Origin of the sequence: Leptolyngbya sp. GGD (assembly GCF_026735145.1) — a bacterium.
GTDB lineage: Bacteria > Cyanobacteriota > Cyanobacteriia > Leptolyngbyales > Leptolyngbyaceae > Leptolyngbya > Leptolyngbya boryana.
Window position 1 is genome coordinate 426,480 of sequence record NZ_JAPQKE010000001.1, and the last position, 16,523, is coordinate 443,002.

Here is a 16,523-nt window from a genome sequence, read left to right on the forward strand (position 1 = left end):
TGTGTCAAACATCGTTTTTAGTAACAAATTTAGTGATTCATGGTGTTTGGTTAAGCGCTCATTACCGAAGAGAGTACAGTCAACCTCATCACATCGGATCAAGGGTTAACCTCAATCCGATGTGATTCGGGATTTTGTTCTCTTAGCTCTCTTCTTGAATTAAGATGCATCGGGTGGCGGAAGTTGGGTAGGTCGTACATTAACTGCAACGCTACGATCGTTGCGTTGGACAGTCATCGGAAGTGGATTATTTAACTGTGCCCCTTCGATCGTTTTCTGAACTTGTTCAGTGTTTTGAACCGCATTGCCATTAATACTTATAAGCACATCTCCTGGACGTAGCCCTGCTCGTGCCGCAGGAGAATTCTCTGCTACTCTCACAATGAGTACGCCAGTCGTCTGATTGACTTGAAAGCCAACATTACTGCGGTTAATTTGATCGCGCAGTTCTGGCGTGAGATCCGTCATCAACACCCCTAAATACGGGTGAGTGACTTGTCCTTTCGTAATCAATTGCTCCGCAACTTGTTGGGCAGTGTTAATGGGAATGGCAAAACCGATTCCCTGTGCTCCTTGGATAATGGCAGTATTGATGCCAATAACTTCTCCATTGGCATTGAGTAATGGGCCACCCGAATTTCCTGGATTAATGGCTGCATCGGTTTGAATAAATCTCACCCGTTCAGCCGGAACCCCGACATCCGAACTAGAACGACCTGTTGCACTAACAATTCCTTCTGTCACTGTGTTATCGAGTCCTAATGGATTGCCGATCGCGATCGCGGCTTGCCCAGGTTGCAGATTATCAGAATTGCCGAGTCGAGCAGTAGGTAGTCCTGTTGTTTCAATCTTTAGAACTGCAACATCTGTCACGCGATCGCTGCCTAAGACTTTGGCATCAAATCGTCGCCCGTCCTTCAGTACAATACTCACCGTATCTGCATTGTCAACAACGTGTGCATTGGTGAGAATTCGCCCATCCTGACTAATAATAAATCCTGAACCCGTACCTCGCTGCACTCGCTGCTGAGTGGGAGATTGCTCACCAAAAAACCGTCTTAAGTACGGATCGTTGGTGGGCTGCTGTAATGTTCGAGTTGAGTTAACGCGAACCACTGCAGGGCCAACTTGTTCTACGACTTGAGCCACATAGTTTGGATTCCCTCCTGAATTGGCAACGGGAGGATTGGATGGGGTAGGAACTGGAGTATTGGAACTTTGAGCTTGGGGCGTGACCGTTTGTTCTTGTGGAGCACTGAGATTCCGAACACATCCTGTGCTCAGACTGGCAAGAATTAAGGTCAATGAAACTAGAGAGGGTTTGATAATGCTAGCCATAACACTTCACTGTAATGAATACTAAATCTTGAATAAAAACAAATTCACAACTTCATCCTAGAAACTAAATTGGGCAAGTCATCTCTCTAACGACTAGAGTTCGTTCAATTGAGTTCAATTGATTTGATTCCGCATTTCACTACGGACAAATTGCATAATCGCAGGCATGGTTTCCATTAACGCTGCGGCGGCTTGAGAAGAGACCAATTTCTCGATCGAGCATCTTTGGTTTCATTATTTTTTTATTCCTTGAGAAGTATGACACTCAGAAAAAATATGTCAAATTAATAGTTAGATAAACTAACTATTAACATACAAAAAAAACTGGGTTTGCATGATGCCTATTTATGCTTCTCCTCGATCGCACAGCGCTGTCAATTTGTTCCATCCTGCAAATCGACAGCAACGCTGGAAGCTCTGGAGTTTGTTGTTCTTGCTATTGAGTGGTTTGTCTGCCTGTACGGCTTCTGAAGCACAATCGGTTCGCTCCAAAGGCGATCGATCCGTTCCAGTGGTGTCAACTCAGGCCTCACGTCAAACCATGCCAATTTTGGTGCAGACAACAGGAACGGTGCAAACCTATTCGACGATTGCGCTGAAATCTCAGATGGATGGTCACGATTAGCCAAGTCCGTCCGTCAGGTCTCAGCAAGTTTACCGGATGGCAGTCCCGAAACGATGGCATCTTCGGTGGCAACGCCGTTAGAGCAGCAGTTTTCTAGCATTGCTGGCATTACTTCGATGACTTCGAGTAGTTCCTTGGGCAGTTCTCAGATCACGCTGCAATTTGATCTCAATCGCAGTGGTATCAGTTACGCTGTCTTTTAACCTGAAACCAGGCGTATCTCTCGGTGATGTGACGAGCAAAATTGAGCAATTGGCGCGGCAAACTCTACCTGAAACGGTTAGTACGAGCTTCCAGGGATCGGCTCAAGCATTTCAGGCTTCTTTGCAGGGGCTTGGCTGGTTGCTGGTTGCTGCCATTCTAGTCATCTACATTGTGTTAGGCATTCTGTACGAAGATTTCATCCATCCGTTGACAATTTTATCGAGCCTGCCTTCGGCTGGATTTGGTGCATTGTTAACGTTGCTATTGTTCAAAGTGGATCTGAATATTTATGCGTTCGTTGGCATTATCTTGCTGATTGGGATTGTGAAAAAGAACGGCATTATGATGGTGGACTTTGCGATCGAGGCTCGCAGAGATGGGAAAAGCCCCTATCAAGCCATTTATCAAGCGTGCCTGGTTCGATTTCGCCCGATCATGATGACAACAATGGCAGCATTGATGGGGACGTTACCGATCTCACTCGGCTTTGGTGCGGGTGCAGATGCTCGTCGCCCGCTTGGGCTTGCTGTTGTCGGTGGATTGGTGTTTTCGCAGTTGCTCACGTTATATTTGACGCCTGTGTTTTACACCTATATGGAAGCGTGGCAAACGAAGCTGCGATCGCGCAAGAAACATTCACCTGCTTCTCAAACTGATCTTGTCTAATCGTTGCTGATTTCTTTTGTCTCAGGATTTTTTCAATTGATTCAAGTTTTCAATTCAAACTTCAATGGCTACTACTCGCGATCGCTCAAAAATGCAAAACAACTCAAACTCAACCAAGGCTCAGTCTAGTTATGTACAAGGACCCTTGAAATGGGCGATTGCATTTACGGCATCGCTCGGTGCAATTCTAGAAGTCATTGATATGAGTATTGTGAATGTTGCCTTGACGGATATTCAAGCAACACTAGGGGCAACGGTGAGTGAAGTGGGATGGGTCGTCACTGGATATGCGATCGCGAACGTGGTTCTGATTCCGCTCTCAGCTTGGCTCGGTGATGTGTTTGGGAAGAAGACTTACTTTGTGTTTTCGATGGCAGGCTTTACTCTCGCTTCGGTGATGTGCGGGTTTGCCTTCAATTTGCCGATGCTCGTCATTTCTCGGATTCTGCAAGGGCTATTTGGGGGCGGATTGTTGGCGAAAGCTCAAGCGATCTTATTTGAAACCTTTCCGCCCGCAGAACAGGGTCTAGCACAAGCGGTCTTTGGGGTTGGTGTGATTGCTGGTCCCGCGATCGGACCAACCTTGGGCGGGTATCTTACCGATAGTTTGGGTTGGCGCTGGATTTTCTTTATCAATTTGCCAGTTGGGATTGCAGCAGTTCTGATGGCAATCTTTTTTCTGCCGCCTGATCGTGTTCAGGGGAAGAAAATTCATCAAAGAGTCGATTGGCTGGGGATTATTTTGTTAATCGTTGCCGTGGGAAGTTTGCAGACTTTTTTGGAGGAAGGAGAACAGGACGATTGGTTTAATTCTCAATTCATCACAACGTTGGCAGTCACGACGGTAATCGGATTAGCGTTATTTATCTGGCGCGAACTCAGTACTAAAGATCCAGCCGTGGATTTGCGTGTCTTACGACATCGATCGCTGGCAGCAGGCAGCGTCTACTCTGGAATTTTGGGGATGGGACTTTATGGAGCCTTGTTTGCAGTTCCATTATTTGCTCAGGGAGTATTGCGCTTTACTGCCACACAAACGGGATGGTTGTTAGCTCCCGGTGCGTTGGCATCTGCGATCGTGATGATTCTACTTGGTAAGATTTCGACCAAAGTTGATGCGCGAATTCTGATCGCGATCGGGGCAGTGGGAACGGCTCTCGTAATGTTTCAACTTTCCAATATCACACCGCAAACTGGAACAGACGATTTATTTTATCCCTTGCTGTGGCGGGGAGCGACCACAGTTTTGATGTTTTTACCGCTGAGTTTAGCAACTCTTGGATCACTACCAAAGCAAGATATTTCGGCTGGATCGGGATTTTATAACCTGACTCGTCAGCTTGGCGGTAGCATTGGCATTGCTATCTTAACGACGCTATTGGCTCAACGAGAAGCGTTTCACAAAGCGATGTTGCTGACGAATTTATCGCCTTACAATCCAGAAACCACTCAACGTCTGAATGCTCTAGCAGGCGCATTTCAAAGCCGTGGCTCAGATGCAGCTACCGCCCAACAGCAAGCCCTTACCTCTTTGGATCAATTGGTCAATTTGCAAGCGGCAATTTTATCCTATGCCGATATTTTTCGGTTTGTGGGTGTGGTTTTTCTATGTTCGTTGCCGTTGCTTTTACTGCTAGGGAAAGGCGGTGCCGGGGCAAAGGCACCGATCGGTCACTAATCGCCTATTTCTAGAGTGGACAATGGCGATTGATTTTGAGTTCGACTCTGAGAGCGAATGAAAGGCAACTTGGGAGAGAGGAAAAACCCGACTAAACTTGCAAAGAGAATGGGGGCAAAGGGCGTAAAGCCTGTCAACTTCGTTAAGAGCAGTGTTGTGCTAATCGGAGTCCGAGTTACTGCCGCATTCATGGCCGCCATAATTGCAATCATCGGAAGTACAGGATTAACACCCGGAATCAGTAGCGCGATCGCTTTACCAAGACAAGCTCCTGTAAAAAACAGCGGAATAATAAATCCCCCGCGCCATTCGCCATTTACCGTTACCGCGATCGCAATCATTTTCGCGATCGCGATCCCTAGCAAAGTGAAAGCACCGAGATTTTGTTCAACGACTGAATTTAATTCTTCATGACCAAAGTAGCGTGTCAGAGGAACGAGCATGGCGATAATTCCTAACACTAATCCCGCGATGGTCGTCCGAATATAAATCGGTTGTGGAATTTTTGCAAACAGCCAAGCACAACCTCTAAAAATACTAATAAATATCCAAGCCGCGATCGCTCCAACAATTCCATAAGCAATAGAAAGAGCAAAATCATCCACATTATTAATTGTGTATTGGGGAAATTGCCAAGTTGGATTCAGCCCCAAATGCGTAATTAAGGCAAAGACAATGTAGCTAGCACAGCTAGAAACGATCGCAGGTAAAATCGCCTCGTAATATTCCACGACATGCTGGTGATGCAGAATCTCCAATGCAAAGAACGCACCCCCCAATGGCGCACCAAACAATGCGGTAAAGCCTGCTGCCATTGCTGCTAGGCTCAGCGATCGCAGGTTTTCTCCCGTTAACTTTAAGCGATCGGCAACCCAAGTTCCAAAAGAACCTGTGACCTGAACCATCGGAGCTTCGGGACCTAAACTCCCTCCTGCCGAAATGCTCACCAACGAGGTCAAGATCATGGAAGGATTTTCACGAACGTCAATTCGCCCACCGCGAGAATGGATGTTATCCACAATCAAGCCAATTTCACCCGGATGACCTAGAAGGTGGATGATTAGCCCGATTATGAAACCCGCAAAGGGCATGACGATGAGCAGTGAAGTACCGCTGAACGATCGTAAAGTATGGGTCAGAAGTTCTAGTAGGTTCCAGTACAGCCCGGCGAATAAACCGCTGCCCACGCCGATGAGCGCCCAACAAATGATCCAGCGGGATAGCGTGAAAGGATTTCGCTCGGCTAGGCTCACGAGCCAGCTCCCTCTCTGATTTTGATTTTGGCGAGAGCCTTGGGATTGTTTAGGTCGAAATGGAAATACCATCGAATGTTCGTAATCTTCAAGGCTTAGATCGTCTCATAACACGATAAAAATCGGGTAAAAATCAGATCTACCTTAAGGAGGAATTCTCACCTTACGATTCTATGAATTAAAGTGGAACGGGATTTCTATGCTGACTATGCTCTAGAAAGGACAGTTCAAGATTGTGAATTAAGTTGCGAACTTCCGGCTTTTGAAAAGGGGAACTGCTCAAAGCAGATTAATGTTTGTCATCCATCCGATAACCACAACAAATCACAATTGCGCAATTCGTTGGTCTTATGTCTACACCAAAAGGCTTGCTCCTCTAGGTGTCATATAGAAAATTTCTACTTGTTTAAGTAATTCTAATTTTTCCTTCGATCGTAGCCTCTGCTGCAGTCTTTAAATGTATCCGGTATACAGTGATAAATGGACGTTATTCGCTTCACGTAGCATGAAGCAAATTTTGTAAAGATGAATCTGGTTCCGTAGACCTTTTGTGCGACCGGATTGGGTAGCGTTCTGATTTGTTCGAGCTGATGTTTGTTAGAAATTGGAGATTTGGAGTTTTATGCTCAAACACATTGCGCGTCGGTTGAGTGCAGTAGCAGTTACATTTTTATTATTTTTTAGTCTTTCGTTTGGAGTGATGAGTGTAGCTCAAGCGGCAAGTGCAACGACTGATCTTGAACAGACGAAGGGCTATTATGCTCAAAAAGCAGACGATATGTCTGAAGTGCAAGCTGCTCCTAGTGTAGAAGTAGATTCTGAAGCCGCTGAAGAGGCGGCTGAAGAGGCAGCAAAAGCGGAGAAGAAAGCTGCGAAGAAGGCGGCGAAGGAGGCAAAAGCTGCAGCGAAGGCTGAAGAGAAGAAAGTGAAGGAAGCTGCGAAGGCAGAAGCGAAAAAAGCGAAGGAAGCTGCGAAGGCAGAGGCGAAAAAGGCGAAGGAAGCTGCGAAGGCAGAGAAGGCAAAGGGTGCTGAAAAGTCTACTGATGTGACTGAATCTGATTCTTAGCGTTGGATACCGACATCTAACGGTTGGTAGTGCGATCGAGCGTCAAATTCCTCGATCGCAGAGACAGATTTCAAGCGATTTGTATTGGATCATTGCAGGAGATTGATATGAAAAGATTGTTTGTGTCCGTTTTTGCAAGTTTAGTTGTTTTACTCGGTTTTGCAGGAAGGGTGCAGGCAACACCTTTGTCGGTTGCTCCTCCGATTTTATCTGTGGCTGAAGCGGCTCCAGTTGATGTGATTGAGCAACTGAAAACACAAATTTTGCCGCAGCTTCAGAGCATTTTGACTCCAGAGCAGCAACAGCAGCTTGAGAGTGCGATCGTAGAAGGAACGCCGAATCTGCCTAAGGCGATGCAATCATTAATGCTCACGCCAGATCAGAAGGCTAAACTTGCAGGTGTTTTTAAGACGCTTCCGAAAAAGGAAATTTTTGCGTCGATGACTCCAGAGCAGAAGAAGCAGCTTTTTATGAGCAAGAAAGATCTGTTCATGCCGAGTGCGGAGGAGATTGCTGGATATAAAGCGATGAAAGGGAAATAAATTAATGTGGAAAGATAGGGAAGCTTGATTTTCCTACCCTATCTGAGACAAGACTGATTTCAATGTTGGATCGGTTGTGAAGCTGTCAGGAAATCACAAAGCTAAACCATCGATCGAGATTGAGAACCCTTTGAACTTCTGCGATAACCGCAGAAGTTCAAATTTTAATTACTTTCTCAAATCCAGACTTTTCAGGAGTTCAAGTTCGATAATCTTGGACTATAAAATTAACTGGACTGAAAATGGACTAAATTTTCACCTCTATTTTTCGACTCGATCGCGGCTTGCCCATCCAAATTTGACCTGATTATACCCGTCGATCTCTTCAGTAAATCGCCTCTTTAGTCTTATATGAGACTTATAATGAGTCCTAAATTAAGTCTTATTTGAAACTGTAAATTCGATCGCAGAAGCCAATGAAACAACCACACTCCATTATTTTGACTCTCACAATCATTACCATCACGATTGCAACTCCAACCCTTTCCGAGCCGTACAACTCCAACCCCGATCGGCAAGGTAACTATTTCAGCAATGAAGCCCCAGTCAAAGGCATAGTCCAATCTCCTCTGATGCACGGCTCACTCTGGCAAGTGACAGTCTTATACTTAAACTGTCGCAGCAATGCAGATGCAAAGTCTCGGATTATCCGACAGTTCAAACGCTCAGAATTACTGCAAGCCGATGTCGGTCGTGGCGGCGCAGACGAAGTTCTCCTCAATGCAAAAGACAAAAACGGCAATCCCTGGATGCGAGTTAGAAGCGCATCTGGACAAAATTACAAATGCTACGTCAGAGCAAATCGCCGCTATATCCAACCTTACTCTTCTCACCAATAATATCTTTTTCTCATTTAAGACGCTATATGAGACTTAATCTGTGTCTCATTCGAGACACGCTCATCATACAGAAGTTGGGAATGTTTTAGATTTACAGAGCTAAAAGGTTATCGGCTTGCATGTGAAACCCAGACCTATCAAAACTGAATTGGGTGGAGTGTTTGTGGAAGATAGAGTGGATGCCAAGGCATTCCTCGCTTAGTTCGCCTTAAGCAATAAAGATTTGGAAGCATCTTTTTAACGTCAAGATGTCGATCGTGATGAGTTCCATGATTGCCCCAGGCAGCCACAACAATCCTTGCCCTTGCCGCATACTCCAGTAAATACTTGTCATTGTCTAAACCGATTGGATCGACTGAGGCAATCATATCTTTTGGGTTTGTTGCTCGATACGCAAACAAATTTGTCATACAAAGACCCGAATACCCCCAATCTTTCGCAAATTTGATGCAACGGCGAATTGTAGGATCATCCTGTTTTTCATCTGCCGTAGATGGATTCAAGCCAACAAACATGGCGTAATTAGAACTCCAATCGTTCGCCCACCTTCGCCAAAGAACATAGCGATATCTTCGGCAAGGAGAAAATATCGCATCACTAGAAGGGGTTTCAACCGCAGGAAAACAGGACGACTGATTCATGAACTGCCTGACATTGGTGATTGAACTCAGCATATCCATCAAAAACTAGGGCGGCAACGCCTGCTGAAGCAAGTCATAACAAAGCAAATTCGTTAGAAATTTGCTTTGTTATGACTTGCCGCACTCATCTTTTCTAAAGACGATCCATCGAGCTTTGCTGCTCTAGTTTTTTTGAGTGCGATATCGTTATGAGAGCTAAGCGCACTTGTTCTACACGCTCTATGTTGATTCAACCTACGCCAAGCGAACTCGTTCTTTCTCACACCAATGCCTTAATTATTGGAGGGGGTCCCGCAGGACTCGCGACAGCACTCATGTTGGCACACCGAGGATGGACAAATATTACCGTGCTAGAAAAGCGCACGGCAGCCGACTACTACGAGCCAGATAAGTCCTTTAACTACCTCATTGATGGTCGAGGTCAAAAATTAACAGACTTACTTGGACTGACTGAACAGTTACCTAAAATCGGTGTTCCCAATACAGCGTTCTACATCACCCGCATTCAGCCCAACGGTAAGCGCAAAACCTCAAAATTACCGATCGTCAATTCCAACCGAAAAATAGCGTATTGGATTCCTCGAAGAGTCTTTGTCCAATTGCTCTACGAAGAAATCGAACGCAACTGGCAAGACCACATTACGGTTCGCTTCGACACTCAATGTACAGAGATTAATCAAATTAGCACAGAGGAAGGCATCAAAACGCTGGAAGTAGTCGCTCAGAAATCGAACCATGAGATTGAGCGATTTGAACCATTTCTGTTAGTTGGCTGTGATGGAATCCAATCGATTGTTCGCACGACATTGAAGCAGTGGGAGCGCACGGATCGATTTGAGATGCAACGATTTCCTTCTCCGAGTTCTGGATTGCGATACAAAGTGTTGAGCCTACCCCCAAACTTTCCGCTTGACGCTCAACATCAAGACCAGGCTGTTTCTACAAGAGCTTATGCCATTCGGGGAATATGGCGGAGTCGCACTCAGTTTCTCACGCTCGGTCTTTTGCCCCTCAAAGATGACACCGCGCCGCGCACTGTCAATATCATCACCCATCCAGATCATCAAATCTGGAGCTTGAAAACGGGCGAGCAGGTTCTCCAGTTTTTAGAGCAAGGCTTTCCACAACTGCCCATTCGTCAAATGATCTCGATCGAAGAAGCCGATCGATTTGCTAAAAGTAACGGTGGCGTTTTTCCAATGCCTCAATTCTGCCCTGGATTGCACTATCTCTTGAAGCAAGAACCATCAGAAACGATTCAGGCTGGCATCGTGCTGTTAGGAGATGCCATTCATTGTTTTCCCCCGGATATCGGACAAGGTGTGAATGCAGCATTAGAAGATGTGTCTGTTTTAAATGACATCCTGTGTCAAAGCCAAAATGATCTATTACAGGCACTTCCACGGTATGAGGCGATTCGAGCCATGGATGTTCAGGCAGTCGTTCGCCTAGCTCAGACCGCAGCCCCTTGGCAATACAATCAGAATCGCTTGCAGGCGCGATTGTGGATGATGCGGTTTTTTCTCCACTTTGGTCTCAGTCGGTTCCTTCCTGGTATGAGTCCTCCAGCATTCTTTCAGCTTCAGAATCAGGAATTGTCTTATCAAGAGATTTGGAGTCAGGAGCAATCGAGCAGCAAAATTCTCAAGGTGTTCAGCATCCTTGTGATCATCAGTCTGCTTGCAAGTGCGATCGCATCTCAATGGTAAGGTCAAGCAATGGATTCATGAACCAAAGAAAAGACCCTCGACGGCAAAGGGTCTACATTGTTTCTAATCAGATTGAAAGGAAGCTACTGGTAAGACTGCAAATGAATGCGTCCATAGCCTAAGAACAATCCAGAAGCTTGATCTCCTTCAGGATAAGCCGTGACTCCAAACAAATAAACGCCTCCCTGCCAAGGATTTGCTGTTGCATCTAGTACAACAGTCACAGTTTGTCCGGGTTGAATCGGAGGGTTAAATGTGACGGTTGTCTCACTCTTATTGTTGGGGCGTTCACCACCGATCGCGGCGAGTGAAACCGATTGCCCTCTCGCCATGTGATCTCCTAGAAATGCACGACTTTGTGAAGGATCGAAGCTGACACGATCGAGGTTTTCCTCCTGAGCAATTCTAACCGTTTGCAAAGCTGCTCCAGCATCCGATGGCACTTGAATCGTAAACTCATAAGCCGATGGAGTATGAGCTAAAACGTTACTAGCAGCAGTCCGAACGAGATGAGGCGCACGTTCAAAGTAGCTCCGTCCTCCAATTTGCCCTGCTCTCGCAGTCAACGGTAAGATACTGAGCAGAACTGCACTGATTGTAAATACCGATGCGAAGTGCGATCGCGCTTTTAGCGAAGATAGCTTTCTCAACATAATTTCACTCCAACTCTAAACAATCTCAACCATTGGAGTAGGTGAAGAAGTGGACTAGAATGCAAAGACTCAGCGATTCAAGAAGACAAGTTATCCTTGTGCATAAAACATCATCAATGTTACAAGCACAGTAATGCCAAGCGCCAGAGTGAATAAGCTTCCCCAACTTGCTGAATCAGAAATGAGTCTTTCTTTAATCATTTTCAGGTACTCAGAAGCTTCCATCTCAGCCTCCTTAAGTCTGTGGTTTTAGAAGTCGATGAGAAGCATTTCGGGTCTCAGAACTGAAGTCCTAGAAACTGCTTAGCAGAATGATGACCGTAAATAGACAGAACAGCCCAACGGATACAGCCGCGATCGTAGCGTATGGAGCACGATTGATGTGATCAAGATACTGGTTTACTTTTTCGTCTTTTTCTTCGGGTAACCAAGTTGCAGGTTTCATAATGTACACCTCTTGAAGCGAATAAAGTGTATCGTCCCATTTCTAACTTTAAGCGGTTTTCCGATGACAGATGAGAAGACTAAAAGAAACTTTGTGCTTGTTTTCAGAAGTTCATCCCAACAAGAGCAGATGTCTTTTTCCAAGCTTTCCAGGGTAGGCAAACAGCGCTATCGTTGCCTCAATTGTGATTGTTCCCATGGCTCGTACCATCTTTTTCTTATTTAAGACACGTTAATAGACTTAAAGTAAGTCTCGTCCGAGACACATTCGCCGCGCAAAGTCTTAAACGAGTCTCGTTTTAAGTCCAGCAATAAAACAGTTTTGAGAAAACGAGACTCAAAGTCGAGTATTACAATTCTCAACCGATCGTCGATCGCTAAACTGACCCGCTCTACAATATATTTGTACTATATTCAGCGAGGCAACGATGAATAGCAATCCCGTTATCTGGTTTGAAATCTATGTGCAAGACATGGATCGAGCTAAAGCCTTCTACGAATCTGTTTTTCAACGCAAACTAGAAAGTCTGAACAACCCGGATTTAGAAATGTGGAGCTTTCCGATGCAGATGGGAAGCGAAGGTGCAGCGGGTGCATTAGTAAAAATGCCTGGAGTTTCATCGGGAGGTAACAGTACTCTGATCTATTTCAGTTGCGATGACTGTGCAGTAGAAGAAAGTAGAGTCAAAGAATTCGGCGGTCGAATTCAAAAAACTAAGATGTCGATCGGAGAGTATGGTTTCATCTCATTAGTTGCTGATACCGAAGGCAATCTGTTCGGCTTACATTCTATGCAGTAAGTTTCCGCTTCAAGCATCAACGGCGATCGTAGAGTTGAGCGCCTCGATCGCCTGCCTCACTTTCGTTACCCCGTGCTCGATCGTTTCCGTCTTCTCAAAACTTCCCCTTCTTCCATGTTGGTCAAGATTCGAGCACGCAATGAGTTCGATACCATGCCGCAGAAGCCCAACGATCGCTTTAATCAAATCACTTGAGACTCAGAATGAGTCTATTGATAAAACCCGTTTGAGACATTGAGACTAAAACTCAAAGCAACCCTTCTAACTGGCGACGAATGCGATCGAGTTCCCCATTCGACAGTTCCGACTCCTCACGTTCCGGCTTATCCTCACTGCTCCAATCCGTCTCTTCACGATTCGCCTCAGGCGGAGCCAACAACAACCGCTCAAACTCATTTTGTGGCATAAAATTCTCAGGAATCAGATACGCCTCATAGCCCGCATCCTGACAAAACTCTTCAATCTCTTCTTGATCAATCTTTTCCACCGTCGGAACCGCAAAATCCTGCGCCTCCAGCATCATCGCGTACCGCTCCGCATCATCTTGTTGCGCAAACATCAACACCAAATTCTGAGTTCCCACGCTAATCGTATGAATCCCCGGATTATCGGTGTCAGCATTGAACAGCAGAACGAAAACTTGCATAGCTCTAGTGAAGATGGATGGACTAGATCCAAGGGTACTGCAATTATGTTCGATCGCTACTTTAGATTTCTCATCATTTGACACACGAACACGATAGAATCATCCTGACTTTTTTGCCCCAAAATCTATGACGACTCGTGTAATTCTCGTCCGCCACGGTGAAAGCAGCTACAACGTTGAAAAAAGAGCGCAGGGGCATTGTGATCTCTCCACCTTGACCGAAAAAGGAGAAATCATGGCAACCCAGGTTGCAAAAGCCCTCAAAGACTTGCAATTCGATGCCATCTATACCAGCCCACTCCAACGTGCAAAACGCACAGCCGAAGTGATTTTTGAAGGATTAGACAATCCCCCCGCTCTGCAAGTCACAGACGATTTAAAAGAAATCAATGTTTTTCTTTGGGAAGGAATGCTCTTCAGCGAAGTCCAAGAAAAATATCCTGAAATGTATGACTACTGGCACACCGAGCCACATAAAGTCAGAATGACGCTACCCGATGGCAGCGAACTCGCTCCAGTTCAAGACTTATACGAGCAAGCAGAACGATTCTGGCGATCGACGATTCCCCAACACGCCAACCAAACCCTCTTGATCGTCGCTCACAGTGGCATCAATCGCGCCTTAATCAATACCGCGATCGGACTCGAACCCGCCGACTATCAACGCTTCCATATCTCCAATTGCGGCATCACCGTTCTCAACTTTTCCGGCGATTTTGGAGAAACCGTTCAAATCGAATCCCTCAACGTCACCTCTCATTTAGGCGAAACCATCCCCAAACTCCGTCCCAACCACCAAGGCGCACGCCTCTTACTCGTCCGACATGGCGAAACCGAGTGGAACCGCCAAGGACGTTTCCAAGGACAAATCGATGTTCCCCTCAACGACAACGGACGAGGTCAAGCCTCCCAAGCTGGCGAATTCCTTAAATCTGTCTCCATTGATTCCGCCGTCAGCAGTTCAATGGCACGCCCCAAAGAAACCGCAGAACTCATTCTGAAACATCATCCCGACATCGACTTAAAACTGCGCGACGACCTGCGCGAAATTAGTCACGGACTCTGGGAAGGGAAGTTTGAATCTGAAATCGAAGCAGACTATCCCGGTTTACTCGAGCAATGGCAAAGTCGCCCTGAAACCGTCCAAATGCCAGAAGGCGAGAATTTGCAGCAAGTTTGGGATCGAGCGATCGCTGGATGGAACGAGATTGTTAAGAATGCCCAACCCGGAGAAACCATCCTCGTCGTTGCACACGATGCCATCAATAAAGCAATTCTTTGCTACATCTCCGGTTTAACTACAGCCTCTTTCTGGAACTTCAAACAAGGGAACGGTGCCGTCAGCGTCATCGACTATCCCAAAGGCAACGATGCAACGCCCTTACTAATGGCAATGAATATCACAACCCATTTAGGAGGTGTTTTAGACAAGACTGCCGCAGGCGCACTCTAATCACCTAAGAAAAAGGTAGAGAGTGCAAGATAGGATGCGAAACCGTACTTAAATATTGAACGGGAAGCATCCTACTCGATCTCATTCTCCTGTTTTATTCGTTGCACAAAACTATGTTTGTTCTGCTCCAGCAAGTTCGATCGCTTGATCCGGTTGCAAATGTCGATCGCATCACCGACGTTTTAATTGAAGACGGGATTATCCGCGCATTCGCACCCTCTGAAATTCCCCCAGACACGCAAATTCAACCCTGCGCTGGCAAAATTCTCGCCCCCGGACTCATCGATCTCTACAGTCACAGCGGCGAACCGGGATTTGAAGAACGCGAAACGCTCGCGTCGATCGAACAAGCCGCGATCGCAGGAGGCTTCACTCAACTCAATCTCCTTCCCGACACAAATCCAGCGATCGACAATCCCGCAAGCGTCACCCAAATTCGCACCAAATCCCCCAAAATCAACTGCTGGGGCGCACTCACGCTCGGAACAGAAGGTCAACAAATGACCGAACTCGCAGAATTAGCCGCAGCCGGAATTATTGGATTCACCGACGGAAAAGCACTTCCCAATTTAACGCTGATTCGTCGCGCTCTAGAATATCTCCACCCCATTCAAAAACCCGTCGCACTCTGGGCTTGTGATCCAGGACTAGCCGGAAAAGGCGTAATCCGACAAGGCGCAAACTCAATGCGATTCGGTCTGCCTGGAGTCCCAACGATGGCAGAATCAGCCCCCTTGTCCGCCCTACTCGAATGCATCGCAGAAATTGGCACACCCGTTCATCTCATGCGAATTTCAACAGCACGAGGAGTTGAACTGATTCGCGATGCCAAATCACGAGGTGTACCTGTCACAGCCAGCACCACTTGGCTCCATTTGCTCTTAGATACAGATGCCGTCGGAACCTATGATCCCAATCTGAGACTCGACCCACCCTTAGGCAACAAGCACGATCGAGACGCTTTAATCCAAGCCGTTCAAGATGGCATCATTGACGCGATCGCAGTCGATCACACCCCCTACACCTACGAAGAAAAAACCGTTGCATTCGGCGAAGCACCTCCAGGAGCGATCGGCTTAGAACTCGCTCTACCCCTACTCTGGTCAAATTTAGTCGAATCCGGTCGCTGGTCTGCCCTAACGCTCTGGCAAAGCTTAACCACACGCTCAGCCCAGTGCCTCAATCAATCTTTTCAGTCCAAAGATTTGATCTTGTTCGCTCCCAATGAAAAATGGACAGTCGATCACTCAAATCTACGATCGCTGTCCACAAATACCTCTTGGCTCAACCACTCAATTACAGGTCGAGTCCTAGAAATCTTTAATACTGAGGCTCTGGCGTAATCTCACCTGCCCGATTCGGAGGCCAGAATCTCACCACTGCCCGTCCAATAATCTTGTCGCGTGGGACAAATCCCCAGTAGTGACTGTCATAGCTATTATTGCGATTGTCGCCTAGCACCAAATAAGAATCAGGCGGAATCACTTGCGGTCCCCATTCATACTGGGGCGCTTCATCTTTTCCAATATAATTTTCGCGCAACGGCTGGTCATTCACATAAACTCGGTTGCCCTTGACCTGCACCTTATCCCCCGGCAACCCAATCACACGCTTAATAAACGCATCGTGAAAATTTTGCTTCTCTAGGGCAGGAGTCGGAGCGAAGACCACAATATCACCGCGTTGAGGGTTATTGAAGCGATAGCTGATTTTATCAATGATTAAACGATCGTTAATTTGCAGCGTCGGCAACATCGACCCGGATGGAATATAACGGGCTTCCGCAACAAACTGCCGAATCCCGATCGCTAGAACGGCACTTAAACCGATCGTTTTGAGTCCCTCTAGCCAGGGATTTTCGTCTTTCTGACGCACTTTGTTGTTAGGAGCCGGGTTATCCACTCGATTCATTTCACCTTAAACAGATAAAGATTGTGTAGGCTGATTTGAAAACCTTCGTTCTCAG

Annotated in this window: 20 protein-coding genes; 11 read left to right on the forward strand and 9 right to left on the reverse strand. The window is 46.4% G+C overall.

Annotated elements, in window-relative coordinates:
* Positions 1-159 precede the first annotated feature (159 nt).
* On the reverse strand, positions 160-1,338 hold the full coding sequence (locus tag OU814_RS02115) for an HhoA/HhoB/HtrA family serine endopeptidase (RefSeq protein WP_268180093.1): 1,179 nt from the start codon (positions 1,336-1,338) through the stop codon (positions 160-162).
* A 337-nt stretch (positions 1,339-1,675) separates the two neighbouring features.
* On the opposite strand from OU814_RS02115, the gene OU814_RS02120 reads away from it, so the two are divergent.
* The 4 genes from OU814_RS02120 (at position 1,676) to OU814_RS02135 (ending at position 4,511) form a co-directional block, all read left to right on the forward strand.
* On the forward strand, positions 1,676-1,963 hold the full coding sequence (locus tag OU814_RS02120; protein ID WP_268180095.1) for a hypothetical protein: 288 nt from the start codon (positions 1,676-1,678) through the stop codon (positions 1,961-1,963).
* Positions 1,939-2,166, forward strand: a complete 228-nt coding sequence (locus tag OU814_RS02125; protein ID WP_268182083.1) for an efflux RND transporter permease subunit — start codon at positions 1,939-1,941, stop codon at positions 2,164-2,166. The genes OU814_RS02120 and OU814_RS02125 overlap by 25 nt, the downstream gene beginning before the upstream one ends.
* Positions 2,141-2,833 carry an efflux RND transporter permease subunit gene (locus OU814_RS02130; protein WP_268180097.1) on the forward strand — a complete coding sequence of 231 codons (693 nt, stop codon included), beginning with the start codon at positions 2,141-2,143 and terminating at the stop codon, positions 2,831-2,833. The genes OU814_RS02125 and OU814_RS02130 overlap by 26 nt, the downstream gene beginning before the upstream one ends.
* 64 nt (positions 2,834-2,897) lie before the next feature.
* Positions 2,898-4,511, forward strand: a complete 1,614-nt coding sequence (locus OU814_RS02135) for a DHA2 family efflux MFS transporter permease subunit (RefSeq protein WP_268180099.1) — start codon at positions 2,898-2,900, stop codon at positions 4,509-4,511.
* Here OU814_RS02135 and OU814_RS02140 read toward each other — a convergent pair.
* Complete coding sequence (locus tag OU814_RS02140) at positions 4,508-5,764, reverse strand: chloride channel protein (protein ID WP_268180101.1); 1,257 nt, start codon at positions 5,762-5,764, stop codon at positions 4,508-4,510. The genes OU814_RS02135 and OU814_RS02140 overlap by 4 nt on opposite strands.
* Before the next feature lie 622 nt (positions 5,765-6,386).
* Between OU814_RS02140 and OU814_RS02145 the strand changes: the two genes are divergently transcribed.
* The 3 genes from OU814_RS02145 to OU814_RS02155 all read left to right on the forward strand — a co-directional run bounded on the left by OU814_RS02145 (position 6,387) and on the right by OU814_RS02155 (position 8,211).
* On the forward strand, positions 6,387-6,830 hold the full coding sequence (locus tag OU814_RS02145) for a hypothetical protein (RefSeq protein WP_190651865.1): 444 nt from the start codon (positions 6,387-6,389) through the stop codon (positions 6,828-6,830).
* Between the two features lie 107 nt (positions 6,831-6,937).
* Positions 6,938-7,372: a hypothetical protein gene (locus tag OU814_RS02150; RefSeq protein ID WP_268180103.1), complete on the forward strand. Its 435-nt coding sequence runs from the start codon at positions 6,938-6,940 to the stop codon at positions 7,370-7,372.
* Between the two features lie 416 nt (positions 7,373-7,788).
* Entirely contained in the window at positions 7,789-8,211 is a 423-nt protein-coding gene (locus tag OU814_RS02155) for a hypothetical protein (RefSeq protein WP_268180105.1), read from the forward strand.
* A 137-nt stretch (positions 8,212-8,348) separates the two neighbouring features.
* On the opposite strand, the gene OU814_RS02160 is transcribed toward OU814_RS02155, so the two are convergent.
* The gene (locus tag OU814_RS02160) at positions 8,349-8,885 is read right to left on the reverse strand and encodes a DUF1643 domain-containing protein (RefSeq protein WP_268180107.1); all 537 of its coding nucleotides are present in this window, start codon (positions 8,883-8,885) and stop codon (positions 8,349-8,351) included.
* Between the two features lie 188 nt (positions 8,886-9,073).
* Between OU814_RS02160 and OU814_RS02165 the strand changes: the two genes are divergently transcribed.
* Positions 9,074-10,561: an FAD-dependent oxidoreductase gene (locus OU814_RS02165; RefSeq protein ID WP_268180109.1), complete on the forward strand. Its 1,488-nt coding sequence runs from the start codon at positions 9,074-9,076 to the stop codon at positions 10,559-10,561.
* An 83-nt stretch (positions 10,562-10,644) separates the two neighbouring features.
* On the opposite strand, the gene OU814_RS02170 is transcribed toward OU814_RS02165, so the two are convergent.
* The 3 genes from OU814_RS02170 to OU814_RS02180 form a co-directional block, all read right to left on the reverse strand.
* Positions 10,645-11,214 (reverse strand): DUF2808 domain-containing protein, encoded by a 570-nt coding sequence (locus OU814_RS02170; RefSeq protein ID WP_268180111.1) that lies wholly within the window; start codon positions 11,212-11,214, stop codon positions 10,645-10,647.
* Positions 11,215-11,304: 90 nt separating this feature from the next.
* Complete coding sequence (locus tag OU814_RS02175) at positions 11,305-11,439, reverse strand: hypothetical protein (RefSeq protein WP_017290749.1); 135 nt, start codon at positions 11,437-11,439, stop codon at positions 11,305-11,307.
* 67 nt (positions 11,440-11,506) lie between these two features.
* Positions 11,507-11,659, reverse strand: coding sequence for a hypothetical protein (locus OU814_RS02180; RefSeq protein ID WP_172410449.1), 153 nt, complete (start codon positions 11,657-11,659; stop codon positions 11,507-11,509).
* A gap of 427 nt (positions 11,660-12,086) precedes the next feature.
* Between OU814_RS02180 and OU814_RS02185 the strand changes: the two genes are divergently transcribed.
* Positions 12,087-12,458, forward strand: a complete 372-nt coding sequence (locus OU814_RS02185) for a VOC family protein (protein WP_017290748.1) — start codon at positions 12,087-12,089, stop codon at positions 12,456-12,458.
* 9 nt (positions 12,459-12,467) lie between these two features.
* Here the strand turns inward: OU814_RS02185 and OU814_RS02190 are convergent, their stop codons facing one another.
* Positions 12,468-12,644: a hypothetical protein gene (locus tag OU814_RS02190; protein ID WP_268180117.1), complete on the reverse strand. Its 177-nt coding sequence runs from the start codon at positions 12,642-12,644 to the stop codon at positions 12,468-12,470.
* 61 nt (positions 12,645-12,705) lie between these two features.
* Positions 12,706-13,104 (reverse strand): DUF3110 domain-containing protein, encoded by a 399-nt coding sequence (locus tag OU814_RS02195; protein ID WP_017290747.1) that lies wholly within the window; start codon positions 13,102-13,104, stop codon positions 12,706-12,708.
* A 127-nt stretch (positions 13,105-13,231) separates the two neighbouring features.
* Here OU814_RS02195 and OU814_RS02200 point away from each other — a divergent pair, with 127 nt between their 5' ends.
* Together OU814_RS02200 and OU814_RS02205 are read left to right on the forward strand one after the other, a co-directional pair.
* Positions 13,232-14,557: a histidine phosphatase family protein gene (locus tag OU814_RS02200; RefSeq protein ID WP_268180119.1), complete on the forward strand. Its 1,326-nt coding sequence runs from the start codon at positions 13,232-13,234 to the stop codon at positions 14,555-14,557.
* 113 nt (positions 14,558-14,670) lie between these two features.
* The gene (locus OU814_RS02205) at positions 14,671-15,900 is read left to right on the forward strand and encodes a dihydroorotase (RefSeq protein ID WP_268180121.1); all 1,230 of its coding nucleotides are present in this window, start codon (positions 14,671-14,673) and stop codon (positions 15,898-15,900) included.
* Here the strand turns inward: OU814_RS02205 and lepB are convergent.
* A complete protein-coding gene (lepB, locus tag OU814_RS02210; RefSeq protein WP_017290744.1) occupies positions 15,878-16,468 on the reverse strand; it encodes a signal peptidase I in 591 nt (196 codons plus the stop codon). The genes OU814_RS02205 and lepB overlap by 23 nt on opposite strands.
* Positions 16,469-16,523: the final 55 nt, after the last annotated feature.